Origin of the sequence: Amycolatopsis rubida (assembly GCF_900115345.1) — a bacterium.
GTDB classification, from domain to species: Bacteria; Actinomycetota; Actinomycetes; order Mycobacteriales; family Pseudonocardiaceae; genus Amycolatopsis; species Amycolatopsis rubida.
In genome coordinates this window covers 121020-135722 of the sequence record NZ_FOWC01000011.1, presented here as the reverse complement: position 1 = coordinate 135722, position 14703 = coordinate 121020, and the positions used below count along the sequence as shown (strand labels likewise).

The following is a 14703-nucleotide window of genomic DNA, read 5'->3' as shown; positions in this document are numbered from 1 at the left end:
TCTTCTTCGCCGTCTGGTGCGCGGCCTGAGTGAGCAGGGCGAGACACCGAAGGCGACGGACAAGGCGAGACCGGCCCGCTGGCGCGGCGTCGGAGGTCCTAGCCCATGGACTTCTGTGCCGTGCGCCGTGCCGCACCGCCTGCAGGCGGGGACAGCGGCACCGTCTCCGAAGTTTCGTGACAGTGTTTTAAAACGGTGTTATGGTCATGGTCGCACTCAAGGAGGCGTCCATGCACGGCCCAGTCCAGTTGTTCACCGTCATCGCGCTCGTATCGCTGCCCACCGTCATGTACGGCGGCTACGCGCTGAGTGGCGTGCTGCGCCGCGGTGACCTCACCGAGAAGCAGCGCGGGTTCTTCCGCGCTGGCCACGCACACGCCGGTGTGCTGCTCGTCCTCACGCTCGCCGCGTTGCAGCTGGTCGAGCACGGCGGGCTCACCGACACCGCGCGCTGGATCGTCTGCTTCCTGCTGCTGTTCGGCGTGCTCGCGCAGTCCGGCGGGTTCTTCCTCGCGATGCTGCGCACCCGCGTCGGCATGAGCGTCACGACCGGCGGCGCGGTGCTGCTCGGCGCGGCCATGCTGCTCACCGCCTACGGCATCGCGTTCCCCTGACGAAATCGCTGGCGCCGGGTCGTTAAGCTGGATGACGTGCCTGAATACCTGTCAACTGCGCCTGTCAAGGGGACCCGAGACTTCCTCCCCGCCGAAATGTCCGTCCGCACGCAGGTGTTCGGCCATCTCTACGACGTGCTGGAGCGCTACGGCTACCTCCGCTACGACGGCCCGATCCTGGAGCAGGCGGAGGTCTACGAGCGGAAGTCCGGCCAGGAGATCGCCGACCAGCAGCTGTACACGCTCACCACGCGCGGCGGCGAACGGCTCGCGCTGCGCCCGGAGATGACGCCGTCAGTGGCCCGGATGATCGCCGGTCACGCGAAATCGCTGTCGTTCCCGGTGCGCTGGTACAGCCACCCGAACTGCCACCGCTACGAACGCCCGCAGCGCGGCCGCGTGCGCGAGCACTGGCAGATCAACGCCGACATCTTCGGTTCGGAAAGCGCGAACTGCGAGATCGAGATGTTCGAGCTGATCCACGACCTGATGGGCAGCCTCGGCGCGACGCCGGACATGTTCGCGGTGCGGGTCAACGACCGGAACCTGCTTTCGTCGGCGCTGACCGATGTCGTCGGGATCTCGCCGGATCACTTGGCGCAGGTGTTCGCGCTCGTCGACCGGTGGGAGAAGACCTCGGCCGAGGAGCACGCGGCGAGCGCCGCCGAGATCGGGCTGTCGGACAAGCAGTACGAGAAGCTCGCCGAGACCCTCAGCGCGGGCCCGGCGCTGCTCGACGAGCTGCCCGCGGAGGTCAAGGCCGGGTCGAACCTGGTCAAGGTGCTCTCCAGCAGCGCGGCGAGCCTGGTCCGGTACGAGCCGCTGATCGTGCGCGGGCTGGCGTACTACACCTCGACGGTGTTCGAGGTCTTCGACACCTCGCCGCAGAACCGCCGGGCGCTGTTCGGCGGCGGCCGGTACAGCAACCTCGCCTCGATGTTCACCAAGGAGCAGATCTCCGGCATCGGGTTCGGCATGGGCGACGTGACGTTGATGGACTTCCTCGACACGCACGGCCTTGCGCCGCAGCCGCGCAGCGAGGTCGACGTCGCGGTCATCCCGGTCACCGAGGATCTGGCGGACCCGGCTCGCGACGTCGCGACGGTGCTGCGCAAGGCGGGCCTGCGCACGTCGACCCCGCTGGAACTGCGCAAACTGGGCAAGGAGCTCACCCGTGCGGACAAGGCGGGCGCGGTCGCGGTCGTCATCGTGGGCGAGGAGGACTGGGCGGCAGGCCGGGTGACGGTCCGGAGCCTGGCCACGCGCGAGCAGCAGCAGGTCGCGGTGGCCGATGTCCCGGCCGCGGTGCGGGCGATGGTCTCGCCGGCCTGATTTTCTCGAGGCGGGCGGCGGTCTCCGGACTGGCGCCCGCCTTTCTTATCCGCCGAGTGGCGGATTCGGTGCGTTTTCGTCACTCACCGCAGTCGGCTGCCGGTGAACCAGCCGCCGGCTCCGGCTATCCACAATGGACGGTCCGTTGGGCCGGTCGGGGTGCCGGTGGTCCGCTGACTGGGACACGGAGCGTGCCGGATCCATGTTTCCCGGGCTTCGCGGGCCTGGTCGGCGCCCTCGGAGTTGAATCGAGCACGCTTGGTTGCCAGTGCAGGGTCGTCATGATCGGTTCTTTGTAGTACCCTTGCGTAGTCGAGGTTGATCGCCTTCGTTGCGAACCCTTGACCTGGCCTGTTGCCGGAGGTCGACCCCCAGGGCTTCCGGTGACAGGCCTCTTTACTTTTCCCTGGAAGGCTGGTGGCCCTGTTCCGGACAGCAAGACTGCTCACATGAGCGTCGCGGCAAGGGTTCCGCCGAGTTCGGTCACCGCGTCCAGTGCGGCTTTGCCCGGTTCGCCCGTCACGAGCACGGGCTCGGCCACCCGGGTCCAGCCGAGCCCGGTCGTGATCGCGTCGAGTTGCCGCACGGTCCCGGACGTGTCGTTGTTGCCGTGCACGTACGCCCCGAACGGACGGCCCCTCGTCGCGTCCAGGCACGGGTAGTACACGGTGTCGAAGAAATGCTTCAACGCGCCGCTCATGCTGCCGAGATTCGCCGGCGTGCCGAGGAGGTAGCCGTCGGCGGCGAGCACATCGGCCACGGTCGCGCCGAGCGCGGGACGGCGGACGACGTCGACGCCCTCGATGTCCGGATGCTTCGCACCGGCGAGCGCGGCTTCGAACATCGCCTGCATCGACGGCGACGGCGTGTGGTGCACGATCAGCAACGTTGGCATGGTTCTCCCGTCAGCGCAGCAGCGCGGTGATCTCCTGCCGGACCGAGTCGAGCACTTCCGTCGCGCTGCGCCGCGCGTCGGCGAGCTCGCCGGTCACCGGAGCCACCACTTGCAGGTACGCCTTCAGTTTCGGTTCCGTGCCGGAGGGCCGCACTACGACCCGCACGCCGTCGCCGCTCAGCCGGAGCACGTCGGCGTCCGGCAGGAGGTCTTCGAGCGTCACCGGCACCCCGCCGAGCGCGGCGGGCGGGTTCGAGCGCAACGCGGCCATGAGGCGTCCGCGCACGGAAAGATCGGTGACCCGCAACGACACCTGGTCAGTCAGGTGCACGCCGTGCCGGGTCGCGATGTCGTCGAGGACCTCCAGCAGCGTCCGGCCCTCGGCCTTGAGCGTCGCGGCCAGGTCCGCGCCCGCGACCGCGGCGGCGATGCCGTCCTTGTCGCGAACGAAGCTCGGGTTCACGCACAGGCCGAGCGCTTCCTCGTACGCGAACACCAAGCCCTCGCCCGCGCGGACCAGCCACTTGAACCCGGTGAGCGTTTCCGCGTAGCGCGCGCCCGTTTCCTTCGCGACTTCGCCGAGCAGCGATGAGGACACGATCGTGGTGGCCACCAACGGATCCGGGTTGTCCGTTGTGGACAGAATATGCGACCCGAGCAGGACGCCGGTCTCGTCGCCGCGCAGCATCCGCCAGCCGTCGGGGCCGCGGACGCCGAGCGCGCACCGGTCGGCGTCCGGGTCGAGCGCCACTGCCAGATCAGCGTCCACTTCGGACGCCAGAGTCAGCAGGAGGTCGGTCGCGCCGGGTTCCTCGGGGTTCGGGAACGAGACGGTGGGGAAGTCCGCGTCCGGTGCGGACTGTTCGGAAACCAGGTGCACGTCAGTGAATCCGGCCCGGGACAGTGCGGCTTGGAGAGTCTCCGCGCCAACCCCGTGCAGCGCCGTCGCGGCGATCCGCAGCTCGCGTGTCGTGCCCCGCGGCAGCGCGCCGACCGCGGAAAGGTACGCCTCGCGCGGGTCGACGACCTCGGCACCGGGCGTGCGCGGAATGCTCCGGGTAGCTGGGGCGGTCTGGATCGCGCGCTCGATTTCGCCGTCGGACGGCGGCACGATCTGTCCGCCGGTGGCGTCGTACAGCTTGTAGCCGTTGTCCGCGGGCGGGTTGTGCGACGCGGTGATCTGGATTCCGGCGACCGCGCCGTAGTGCGGCACCGAGAACGCCAGCAACGGCGTCGGCAACGGCTGCGGCAGCACCTTCGCCACGAACCCGGCGGCGGTCAGCACTTCGGCGGCGGCGGTGGCGAACGCTTCCGAACCGTGCCGTGCGTCGCGGCCGACCACGACCACGCCGCCCGCGTGCCCCTGCGCGGCGAGCCAGGCCGCGACACCCGCGGTGGTCCGCGTGACGACCGCGACGTTCATCCCGTTCGGCCCCGCGCGCACCGGCCCGCGCAGACCCGCGGTCCCGAACTCCAGCGGCCCGGCCATCCGGTCGGCGATCTCCTCGATCGCGCCGGGCTCCTTGCCCATCGCGCGGGCGAGGGCGGCGGTCAGTTCCTCGCGCGAGGCCGGGTCCGGGTCGTCGGTGATCCAGCGGTAAACGGAATCGCGGAGGCGGGAATCGAGGCTGTCGGACACCCGGGCCAGCTTACGCGGATCCAGAAACTGGGTGGTGACTGACGATACGCTCGCCTGGTGCGCATTCTCTTCACTTCCCTCGCGTCCTACGGACACCTTTACCCGTTGCTGCCGCTCGCCTCCGCCGCGCGCGACGCGGGCCACGACGTGGTTTATGCGACCGGACCCGGCTTTCACCCGACTTTGGAGAAGGCAGGGCTTGAACCCGTCACCGCCGGGTTGACGCTGCACGAGGCGTTCGGTCTCCTCTTCGCCGGAGACACCCGCAGCCGCTACGAGGTCCCGGAAGCCGAGCTGAACGAGGCGATCGGCAAGGCGTTCGGCCGGCTGCTGCCCACCCGGTTCATGACCGATCTCGCCCCGCTGCTCGCCGAGCGGGAACCGGACCTGGTCGTGTACGAAATGGGCAATCCGGGCGGCGCGTTCGCCGCACACCAGGCGGGGATCCCCGCGATCGCGCACGGCTTCGGCCGGGTGTCCTCCGGCGGCCCGATGGACCACATCAGCGAACAGCTCGGCGTGTTCGCCGCCGAACTCGGCCTCGACGGCGACACCAGGTTTTTCTGGGGCCAGCCGTTCGTGGACATCTGCCCTCCGTCGGTGCAGGCGCCGGAGTTCGCCGCCGGGGCCCGGCGGGTGCCGCTGCGCCCGGTCGGCTGGAGCGAACCGGGGGATCTGCCGCCCGGCGTCGAAGGCCGTGACCGCGGCCGCCCGCTCGTGTACCTGACGCTCGGCACCACCGGAGCCAGCCAGGCGCACCTGCTGACCTCGGCGTTGCGGGGACTGGCCTCGCTCGACGCGGACGTGCTGGTGGCCACCGGCCCGGCCGTCGACGTCGCGGCGCTCGGCGAGGTGCCGTCGAACGTGCGGCTGGAGGCGTGGGTGCCGCAGTCGGAACTGCTGCCGCACGTCGATCTGGTGGTGCATCACGGCGGCAGCGGGACCACGCTGGGCGCGTTCGCCGCGGGGGCGCCGCAGCTGCTGATGCCCCAGGGCGCGGACCAGTTCACCAACGCGGACGCCGTGGTCGGTGCGGGTGCGGGCGCGAAGCTGATCGGCGACGAACTGACGACGGAAGCAGTTCGCGAGACAGCTGGCCGGTTGCTCGCCGACAGAGCGGTGGCGGACGTCGTGCGCGGGCTGGCGGAGGAGGTCGCGGGGATGCCTTCGCCGGAGGAGGTGGCGGCGCAGCTGCCGCAGTACGGGTGAGCCGTGAGTGTTGATCCCGGTTAGAACCGGGATCAACACTCACGAGCATCACGCGCGCGCGACGAGTTCCTTCAGCAGCGAACCCATCCGCGTCGCCGACTGCCGTCCGGCTTCGAGGACTTCTTCGTGGTTGAGCGGTTCGCCGGTCATGCCCGCGGCCAGGTTCGTGACCAGCGACAGCCCGAACACCTCAAGCCCGGCCGCGCGGGCGGCGATCGCCTCCAGCACGGTCGACATGCCGACCAGGTCCGCGCCCATGGTGCGCAGCATCCGGATCTCGGCGGGCGTCTCGAAATGCGGCCCGGGCAGGCCCGCGTACACGCCCTCCTCCAGCGAACCGTCGATCTCCCGCGCCAGCTCGCGCAGCCGCTTGGCGTAGAGATCGGTCAGGTCGACGAAGTTCGCGCCGACGATCGGGGAGCGCGCGGTCAGGTTGAGGTGGTCGGAGATCAGCACTGGCTGCCCGACGCTCATGCCCTCCCGCAGCCCGCCCGCCGCGTTGGTGAGCAGCACTGTCCGTGCGCCCGCCGCCGCGGCCGTGCGCACGTTCTGCACGACCGGGTCGATGCCCTTGCCCTCATAGAAATGCGTACGGCCGAGCAGGACCAGCGCGCGCTTGTCGCCGACCCGCAGTGACCGCACCGTGCCGCCGTGGCCGACGGCTCCGGGCGGGGTGAAGCCCGGCAGCTCGCCGAACGGGATCTCCGCGTCGGCGGTTCCGATCACGTCCGCGGCCGGACGCCAGCCCGAACCCAGCACCACGGCGATGTCGTGCTTCTCGACGCCGGTGCGCTCGGCGATGACGGCCGCGGCCGCCTCCTCCAGGTTGCTCATGCCGCCGAGCGTATCCGGGCGCTGCGCACGGCGAGGAACGCGACCAGGCCGAACGGCGACAGGAAGATCGTCAGCAGGAGCAGCGGGCTGACGATCCACCACGGGATCCGCTGCGTGCGTGCCTCGAAGAACATCCAGCGGGCGATGAACAGGTCGAACGCGACGAGGTGCGCCCAGACCAGCGCGGCACCGTACGGCGTGCTCAGGAACCCTTGCAGGACGCCGAGATCCGGCCGTTGCATCGCGTGCCACAGTTCGCCGAAGTGCGGGATCGCGAGCACGAAGTACCAGACCAGCGGCAGCAGCGGCACCCACGGCGAGGTCAGGATCCGGCGAGTGCCGCGCCAGCCGGGCAGGAAGATCATCAGTGCCCAGAACGGAACCGCGACCGGGAACGTCCAGGCGAAGACGGTCAGGTCGCTCACCGGAGCACCTTCCTGGCCGGTGCCAGCACCGACGCCGCGGTAGCCACCGCGATGACGCCGACGAGCAACCCGGCGGCGGCCAGCGTCGTACTGCTCGGGTGGATGAGCGGCTCGCCGCGTTCGGCCTGCCACAGGATCAGGCCGACGAGCCCCGCGTAGCCGGCCGAACCCGTCCACACCAGCCGCACGCGCACCGCGCTCGCGCGCAGCCGGGGCAGCCGCGTCGCGAGCACCGCGAGCCCGAAGGCCAAGAGCGGCAACGCTTGCAGCGCGTGCAGGCCGACGAAGTGCGCGATGCGCAGGTCGCCGCCGGTGGTGCTCCAGCCCAGCAGCGGAAGTCCGGGGCCGCCGTCCGCGACGCCGACGCTGTGCGCGCCGATGAGGTCGGAACGGCCGGTGGCTTTGATCGTGGCCACCTGCTCCGGTGTGGCCCCGGTCATCAGCACGCCCAGCCCGGCTCCGATCAGCGCGACGACCGCACCGGTGCGCACCGCCCAGTACACGGCGCGGTCTCCGATCCGGGTGAACATGAGCAGCACGGTGCCGACGAGTGTGGCGAGCCAGAGCCCCGCCACCATCATGCCCATGATCCGGAAGAGCGTGGCGTCGAAGGGTGAGGTGTTCGCGAAATGGCTCGGCCGGGCGCGGGCCGCTTGAAAGGCCATCGCCACGTACTCGCCGGCGAACAGCACGACGGAGACGTTCGTGGCGACGCTCGCGATCTTGCGCAACCGCCCGTTCAGCAGCGAGACGAGCCAGCTCCAGGTGAAGTAGTAGAGCCCGGCGGACACGGCGAACTTGAACAGCTTCGCCCACACCGGCGAGCCGAGCAGGGTCCGGTGGTCGATCAGCATCGCCGCGACGGTCAGCACGGTCGCGACGCCCATCGCCGCGGCGAACCACAGCGACGGGCGGTGCCAGGTGCGCATCCGGGCGGTGGGCAACGTCGTCGTGGGCGGGTCGACGGTGGTGGTCATGAGGTCCTCCCAGAATGGATAGTAACACTCTCCGTTATAGGAAGTTAAGCTATCCATCCTGAGAGGTCCTCAGGGTTTTTCCCGGAAGTAGGGTCGAGCGGGTGCGGATGGCAGAGCTGAGCGCCGAGTCCGGGATTCCGGTGGCGACGATCAAGTACTACCTGCGGGAGGGGCTGCTTCCGGCCGGGGAGCGGACCAGTCCCAACCAGGCTCGCTACGGCGAGGAGCACGTACGGCGGCTGAAGCTGATCCGCGCGCTGGTCGAGGTCGGCGGGTTGTCGGTGGCGACCGTGCGGGAGGTCGTGGCGGCGGTTGAGTCAGATCGGGCCGCGTACAAGGTGCTCGGGGTGATGCAGGGGGCGTTGACCGGTTCCGCGGTCGATGTTTCGGACGAGGATCGCGAGTGGGCGACGGGGTTGCTGGGGGCGCTCGCTCGCGAGCATGGGTGGAAGTTCGAGGACGACAATCCGGTGGCCGGGATGTTGGTGGGGACGGTGTGCGCTATCCGGGCGCTGGGGCATCAGGCGTTGCTGGATCAACTCGGCCGGTATGCGGATGTCGCCGATCGGATCGCGTTGGCTGATCTGGACACTATTGACGCCGTTGGGTCGATGGACCGGATTGTCGAGGCGGCGGTGGTGGGGACTGTTTTGGGGGATCGGTTGTTTGCGGGGTTGCGGAGGTTGGCACAGGCTGCGGAGACTGCGCGGAGGTATTCGGAGTGGTGAATCCGGCTCGTCGCCGGGCGGCGATATTGCGCGGCTTTGGCGCGCTGCCGCGGTTTTAGGAGGTTGCCGGGAAAGACAGGGTCGGCGCTATTTGGCTGAAGGTGTTGGCGGCGGTGTCTTCTTGTTCTGCCGGGACGGTCAGCGACAGAAGCCACAGGGTGTTGTCGGATTGCTTGACGAGCGCGAAGGTGGCCCGGGTGATCGCGGTGGCGTTGCTTTGCGCTCGTTCTACTGCGCGGAACATGACCTCGGTGCCGTTGGCCGTTTGCGCTGGGTCGCGGGTGAAGTTGAAGGAATCCTGCGAACCCGAGGAGCGCAGTGCTGCCATCGCGTCGCCGAGGGAATACTTTTCGTAGAAGTTCGGGATTCGTTCCAGGCGCAGGGATTGGCGGCCGTCCGGGGAAATGTACTGGACTACCGTCGAGGTGCCGAAGACTGATTTCCGGGACGCGATGAAGCGTTTCCATCCCTCGGGCACGGAGAGGGTGTATTCGCTGTCGCGCGTTACGTTCGCTGTTGAGCTCGCGTTGGCCTGCTGGGGGATCAGGTTCAGCGGCTGCGAGGATTCCGCGACGGTGCCCGGAGCGGCCAGCCCGCCCACCGCCGGGCCTTGCGGCGGCAGCAGGTTCTGTCCGCTCACCACGCGGGCCAGCGCGAAACCGCCGCCGCAGGCCAGGGCGAACAGGACTAGTGAGGCGACCGTCAGCATCGCCGTTGCCCTGCCGCCGCGGCGCGGGGGTGGCGGCGGCAGCGGGGCGGGCAGCGGCGGGGGAGCGGGCAGCGGGGGAGCGGGGGTGAAGGCGGGCGCGGATCCGGTGTTTCCCGAGCGCATGAACGGCAGCGGGCCCGGGTCCGCGGCGAGTGCGGCGGGCTGCTCGGGCGAGTCCGGCTTCGGGGCGACCGTCTTGATGACCTGGGTGTCGGTGGCGTCCAGGTGGGCGGCGGTTTTCTTGCCGTCTGGCGTGTGGAACAGCTCGGGGCCGAACAGGTCCACGGTGGCCTTGGTTTGCTTCGGGTACAGCCGGTGGCGCACCTCGCGCAGGGAGATCCGCTTCTCCGGCTCCTTCTTCATCAACGCGGCGATGACGTCGGCCAGCGGGCCCGGCTTCGGGCGCGGGACCTTGCCGTTCACGACCTTGCCTACGGTTTCCAGCGGGTCGCCGTCCGCGTCGTACGGGGGAGCGCCTTCGACGGCGGCGAACAGCGTCGCGCCGAGGCCCCACAGATCGGCGTTCGGGGTGACCGCGCCGCCGGACGCGACCTCCGGCGAGATGTAGGCGGGCGAACCGAGCATGATGCCGGTCCTGGTCATGGTGGCTTCGGAGACGTTGCGGGCGATGCCGAAGTCGGTGAGTTTGATCCGGCCGTCGCTGGCCACCAGCACGTTGCCCGGCTTCACGTCGCGGTGCGTGATGCCTGCGTCGTGGGCCGCTTCGAGGGCCGCCGCCACCGCGATGCCGACTGCTGCGGCCTGTTCGACCGTCAGGGGACCGTGGTCGCGCAACAGGTGCGCGAGGCTGCGTGAGGGCAGCAGCTCCATCACGACGAACGGAGCGTCGTTCTCGCGCGCCACATCGTGCAGCGTGATGACGTTCGGATGCGACAGCACGGCGATCGCCCGGGCCTCGCGGAGCGTGCGTTCGCGCAGTTCATCCGCCTGTTCGGCCGGGATGCCCGGTGGCACCTTCATCTCCTTGACCGCGACCGGGCGGTGCAGGAACTCGTCGTAAGCCGACCAGACCGTGCCCATCGATCCCGACCCCAGAACCGACCGCAGCCGGTAGCGCCCGGCGACTACCCGCGGCTGGTCGCCGCCGGTCGACGGCTCGGCGTTCGCCGAGCCGGTGCTGTCGGTGCTGCCGGGCTGGTCCTTCTCGCTGTTCTCCGAGGGCACCCCATGATTGTGGCCCACCCCGCCGACACTGTTCGACTCAGCACCGCTACCCCTGAGTTCACCCGTACGGGGGGCGAGCAGAGTCACAGGTGCGGGTGGTGGCGTGGCTCTACCATCACTGGGTATGACGAACGTGGCTGGTCCGGAGTCGGCGCCGACTTCCGAGCCCGGGCTCGCGCTCGCGGCGGAGTTCCCGACCGCGGACTGCGCCCAGTGGCAGGAGCTGGTGGCGGGAGTGCTGCGCAAGAGCGGCAGGCTCCCGGAGGATTTCGCGGGTGCGCCGGAGAGCAAGCTCGTCTCGCGCACCTACGACGGCATCGAGATCCAGCCGCTGTACACCGCCGACGACGCGGGCGGCGACCTCGGCTTTCCGGGGCTGCCGCCGTTCGTGCGCGGGGCCCGGCCGCAGGGCGTCGTCGACACCGGGTGGGACATCCGGGTCCGTCACCAGCGCGAAGACGTCCGCGCGGCGAACGCGGCGATCCTCGCTGATCTCGAAGGCGGCGCGTCCTCGGTGTGGCTGCGGCTCGGCGAGGGTTCGCTCCCGATTTCCGCGCTCGCGGACGCGCTGAACGAGGTGTACGTCGGACTCGCGCCGGTCGTCCTCGACGCCGGTGCGGAGTACGAAACCGCTGCTCAGGCGCTTCTCGACCTCTTCGCTGAGCGCGAGGTCCCGGCCAGCGAAGCCGTTGGCACGCTGGGCGCGGACCCGCTCGGCACCTCGGCGCGAACCGGGCAGGCGCTGCCGCTCGGCCCGGCCGCCGAATTGGCCGCGAAGGTTGCCCCTAAGTACCCCAAGGTCCGCACGATCGTCGCCGACGGACTGCCGTTTCACGAGGCAGGCGGCTCCGACGCGCAGGAACTCGGCGCGACCATCGCGGCTGGCGTCGCTTATCTGCGTGCGCTCACCGAGGCGGGCCTGGACGTCGCGGCGGCGGCCGCGCAGATCGAGTTCCGGCTCGCCGCGACTGCGGACCAGTTCCTCACCATCGCCAAGTTCCGTGCCGCGCGCCGGCTGTGGGACCGGGTTCTCGAAGTCTCCGGTGCGGCTGCGGAAGCACGCGGGATGCATCAGCACGCGGTCACGTCGCCGTCGATGTTCACCCAGCGCGACCCGTGGGTGAACATGCTGCGTACCACCGTCGCTTGTTTCGCGGCCGGGGTCGGCGGCGCGGACGCGGTCACCGTGCTGCCCTTTGATGCGGCGATCGGCCTGCCGGACGCGTTTTCCTCGCGGATCGCCCGCAACACCAACGCGATCCTCATCGAAGAATCGAAGCTGGGCAGCGTGATCGACCCGGCGGGCGGCTCCTGGTATGTCGAGAAGCTCACCGGCGAACTCGCCGAAACCGCGTGGCGCGAGTTCACCGCGATCGAAGCGGCGGGCGGCGTCGAGGCCGAACTGGCCTCCGGAGCGTTGGCCGGACGGCTTGCCGGGACCTGGGAGAAGCGCGCGAGCCGCCTCGCCACCCGGCGCGACCCGCTCACCGGTGTCAGCGAGTTCCCGAATTTGGAGGAAAAGCCGGTCACCCGCGACCCGGTTCGATCCACTGTGGACGGCGGGCTGCCGCGACACCGGTACGCCGAGGAGTACGAGAAGCTGCGCGACTTGTCTGACGCCTACCTCGCCAAGCACGGTGAGCGGCCGAAGGTTTTCCTGGCCACGCTGGGCCCGGTCGCCGCGCACACCGCGCGCGCGTCCTTCGCGACGAACCTGCTGCAAGCGGGCGGCATCGAAGCGGTGAACCCCGGCGCGACCGACGACCTGCCCGGCGCGTTCCGCGAGAGCGGCGCGAAGGTCGCCTGCGTGTGCGGCACGGACGCGGCGTACGAAGAGCAGGCCGCGACCGTCGCGGCGTCGCTCGGCGCGGACAGCGTGCTGCTGGCGGGCAAGGGAACCTACGACGGAATCAGCGGCAATCTGTACGCCGGGTGCGACGCGCTCGAAATCCTGACCAGCCTCCACGCACAGCTGGGAGTCTCCGCATGAGCATCCCGAATTTCGCCGACATCCCGCTCGGCACGCCGGAACCGGGCGACCGTGCCGCGTGGGCACAGGCCGTGCAGGACGCCACCGGCAAGGGCCCGGACGCGCTGGCCTGGGAAACCCCCGAGGGCATCGGCGTGAAGCCGGTCTACACCGCCGCCGATCTGTCCGATGTGGACTTCCTGGGCACGTACCCCGGCATCGCGCCCTACCTGCGCGGGCCGTACCCGACGATGTACGTCAACCAGCCGTGGACGATCCGCCAGTACGCCGGGTTCTCCACCGCGCAGGAGTCGAACGCCTTTTACCGCCGCAACCTCGCGGCCGGGCAGAAGGGCCTGTCGGTCGCGTTCGACCTCGCGACCCACCGCGGCTACGACTCCGACCACCCGCGGGTGTCCGGCGACGTCGGCATGGCAGGCGTGGCGATCGACTCGATCTACGACATGCGCCAGCTGTTCGACGGCATCCCGCTGGACAAGATGTCCGTCTCGATGACGATGAACGGCGCGGTGCTGCCGGTGCTCGCGCTGTACGTGGTCGCGGCCGAGGAACAGGGGGTGAAGCCGGAGCAGCTCGCGGGGACGATCCAGAACGACATCCTCAAGGAGTTCATGGTCCGCAACACCTACATCTACCCGCCGCGGCCCTCGATGCGGATCATCTCCGACATCTTCGGCTACACCTCCCGTCACATGCCGAAGTACAACTCGATCTCCATCTCCGGTTACCACATGCAGGAGGCCGGAGCGACCGCCGACCTGGAGCTGGCGTACACGCTCGCGGACGGCGTCGAGTACATCCGCGCGGGCGTCGAGGCCGGGCTGGACGTCGACAAGTTCGCGCCGCGGCTGTCGTTCTTCTGGGCCATTGGCATGAACTTCTTCATGGAGGTCGCGAAGCTGCGCGCCGCGCGCTTGCTGTGGGCGAAGCTGGTTAAGCAGTTCGACCCGAAGTCGCAGAAGTCGCTGTCGCTGCGTACGCACTCTCAGACGTCAGGCTGGTCGCTCACCGCGCAGGACGTCTTCAACAACGTCACGCGTACGTGCGTCGAGGCGATGGCCGCCACCCAAGGACACACACAGTCGCTGCACACCAACGCTCTCGACGAAGCGCTGGCGCTGCCCACCGACTTCTCCGCACGGATCGCGCGCAACACACAGCTGTTGCTGCAGCAGGAATCCGGCACCACGCGCGTCATCGACCCGTGGGGCGGCAGCGCGTTCGTCGAGAAGCTCACCTACGACCTCGCGCGCAAGGCGTGGGGCCACATCACCGAAGTCGAAGGCGCGGGCGGCATGGCGCGCGCGATCGACGAAGGAATCCCGAAGCTGCGCATCGAAGAGGCAGCGGCGCGTACGCAGGCGCGCATCGACTCGGGACGACAGCCCGTCATCGGCGTGAACAAGTACCAGGTCACCGACGACGAGCAGATCGACGTCCTGAAGGTCGACAACGAGGGCGTACGCGCACAGCAGCTGGAGAAGCTGCGTCGGCTGCGCGAAGAGCGCGACCCGCAGGCCACCGAAGACGCGCTGCGCCGGCTTACCGAAGGCGCGCAGAACAACGGCAACCTGCTCGAACTGGCCATCAACGCCGCGCGCGCCAAGGCCACCGTCGGCGAGATCTCCGACGCCCTGGAGAAGAACTGGGGCCGTCACTCCGGCCAGATCCGCACGATCTCCGGCGTGTACCGGGAAGAGGTGGGGAAGTCGGACAATGTCGAGAAGGCCCGTGAACTGGTCGACAAATTCGCTGAAGAGGAAGGCCGCCGACCGCGCATCCTCGTCGCGAAGATGGGCCAGGACGGCCACGACCGCGGCCAGAAGGTGATCGCCACCGGTTTCGCCGACCTCGGCTTCGACGTCGACGTCGGCCCGCTGTTCTCCACTCCCGCCGAGGTCGCGCGCCAGGCTTCGGAAGCAGACGTGCACGTGATCGGCGTGTCGTCGCTGGCCGCCGGGCACCTCTCGCTGGTGCCCGCGCTGCGCCACGAGCTGGCCGAGCTGGGCCGCGAGGACATCATGGTCGTGGTGGGCGGCGTGATCCCGCCGCAGGACTACCCCGAGCTGCGCGAAGCGGGAGCGGCGGCGATCTTCGGCCCGGGCACGGTGCTCGCGGACGCCGCGATCGACCTGCTCCAGCAGCTGGCCGCGCAGGAGTCCTGAA

12 protein-coding genes are annotated in these 14703 nt (G+C 69.6%); 6 read left to right on the top strand and 6 right to left on the bottom strand.

The window, feature by feature from the left end; all coding sequences use genetic code 11:
- The first annotated feature begins 230 nt into the window (after window positions 1-230).
- Window positions 231-614, top strand: a complete 384-nt coding sequence (locus BM362_RS33310) for a hypothetical protein (RefSeq protein ID WP_067589984.1) — start codon at window positions 231-233, stop codon at window positions 612-614.
- 36 nt (window positions 615-650) lie between these two features.
- On the top strand, window positions 651-1946 hold the full coding sequence (gene hisS, locus BM362_RS33305; protein WP_093575884.1) for a histidine--tRNA ligase: 1296 nt from the start codon (window positions 651-653) through the stop codon (window positions 1944-1946).
- A gap of 445 nt (window positions 1947-2391) precedes the next feature.
- Here hisS and BM362_RS33300 read toward each other — a convergent pair whose 3' ends face one another.
- The gene (locus tag BM362_RS33300) at window positions 2392-2841 is read right to left on the bottom strand and encodes a flavodoxin family protein (protein ID WP_067589703.1); all 450 of its coding nucleotides are present in this window, start codon (window positions 2839-2841) and stop codon (window positions 2392-2394) included.
- Between the two features lie 10 nt (window positions 2842-2851).
- Window positions 2852-4480 carry a phospho-sugar mutase gene (locus BM362_RS33295; RefSeq protein WP_093575883.1) on the bottom strand — a complete coding sequence of 543 codons (1629 nt, stop codon included), beginning with the start codon at window positions 4478-4480 and terminating at the stop codon, window positions 2852-2854.
- A gap of 57 nt (window positions 4481-4537) precedes the next feature.
- Here BM362_RS33295 and BM362_RS33290 point away from each other — a divergent pair, with 57 nt between their 5' ends.
- Window positions 4538-5689: a glycosyltransferase gene (locus BM362_RS33290; RefSeq protein ID WP_093575882.1), complete on the top strand. Its 1152-nt coding sequence runs from the start codon at window positions 4538-4540 to the stop codon at window positions 5687-5689.
- 48 nt (window positions 5690-5737) lie between these two features.
- Here the strand turns inward: BM362_RS33290 and BM362_RS33285 are convergent, their stop codons facing one another.
- Genes BM362_RS33285 through BM362_RS33275 form a run of 3 tightly spaced genes read right to left on the bottom strand, consistent with a single transcriptional unit; the run spans window position 5738 to window position 7925 of the window.
- Window positions 5738-6523 (bottom strand): purine-nucleoside phosphorylase, encoded by a 786-nt coding sequence (locus tag BM362_RS33285; protein ID WP_067589712.1) that lies wholly within the window; start codon window positions 6521-6523, stop codon window positions 5738-5740.
- Window positions 6520-6948, bottom strand: coding sequence for an ABA4-like family protein (locus BM362_RS33280; RefSeq protein ID WP_093575881.1), 429 nt, complete (start codon window positions 6946-6948; stop codon window positions 6520-6522). Before BM362_RS33280 ends, BM362_RS33285 begins: the two co-directional genes overlap by 4 nt.
- Complete coding sequence (locus BM362_RS33275; RefSeq protein ID WP_093575880.1) at window positions 6945-7925, bottom strand: hypothetical protein; 981 nt, start codon at window positions 7923-7925, stop codon at window positions 6945-6947. Before BM362_RS33275 ends, BM362_RS33280 begins: the two co-directional genes overlap by 4 nt.
- 107 nt (window positions 7926-8032) lie before the next feature.
- On the opposite strand from BM362_RS33275, the gene BM362_RS33270 reads away from it, so the two are divergent.
- Window positions 8033-8653: a MerR family transcriptional regulator gene (locus BM362_RS33270; RefSeq protein WP_093575879.1), complete on the top strand. Its 621-nt coding sequence runs from the start codon at window positions 8033-8035 to the stop codon at window positions 8651-8653.
- A gap of 55 nt (window positions 8654-8708) precedes the next feature.
- Here BM362_RS33270 and BM362_RS33265 read toward each other — a convergent pair whose 3' ends face one another.
- Complete coding sequence (locus BM362_RS33265; RefSeq protein WP_093575878.1) at window positions 8709-10547, bottom strand: serine/threonine-protein kinase; 1839 nt, start codon at window positions 10545-10547, stop codon at window positions 8709-8711.
- A gap of 124 nt (window positions 10548-10671) precedes the next feature.
- Here BM362_RS33265 and BM362_RS33260 point away from each other — a divergent pair, with 124 nt between their 5' ends.
- Both BM362_RS33260 and scpA read left to right on the top strand, forming a co-directional pair.
- Complete coding sequence (locus BM362_RS33260; RefSeq protein WP_208865412.1) at window positions 10672-12537, top strand: methylmalonyl-CoA mutase family protein; 1866 nt, start codon at window positions 10672-10674, stop codon at window positions 12535-12537.
- Window positions 12534-14702, top strand: a complete 2169-nt coding sequence (scpA, locus tag BM362_RS33255) for a methylmalonyl-CoA mutase (protein ID WP_067589718.1) — start codon at window positions 12534-12536, stop codon at window positions 14700-14702. The genes BM362_RS33260 and scpA overlap by 4 nt, the downstream gene beginning before the upstream one ends.
- Window position 14703 lies beyond the last annotated feature (1 nt).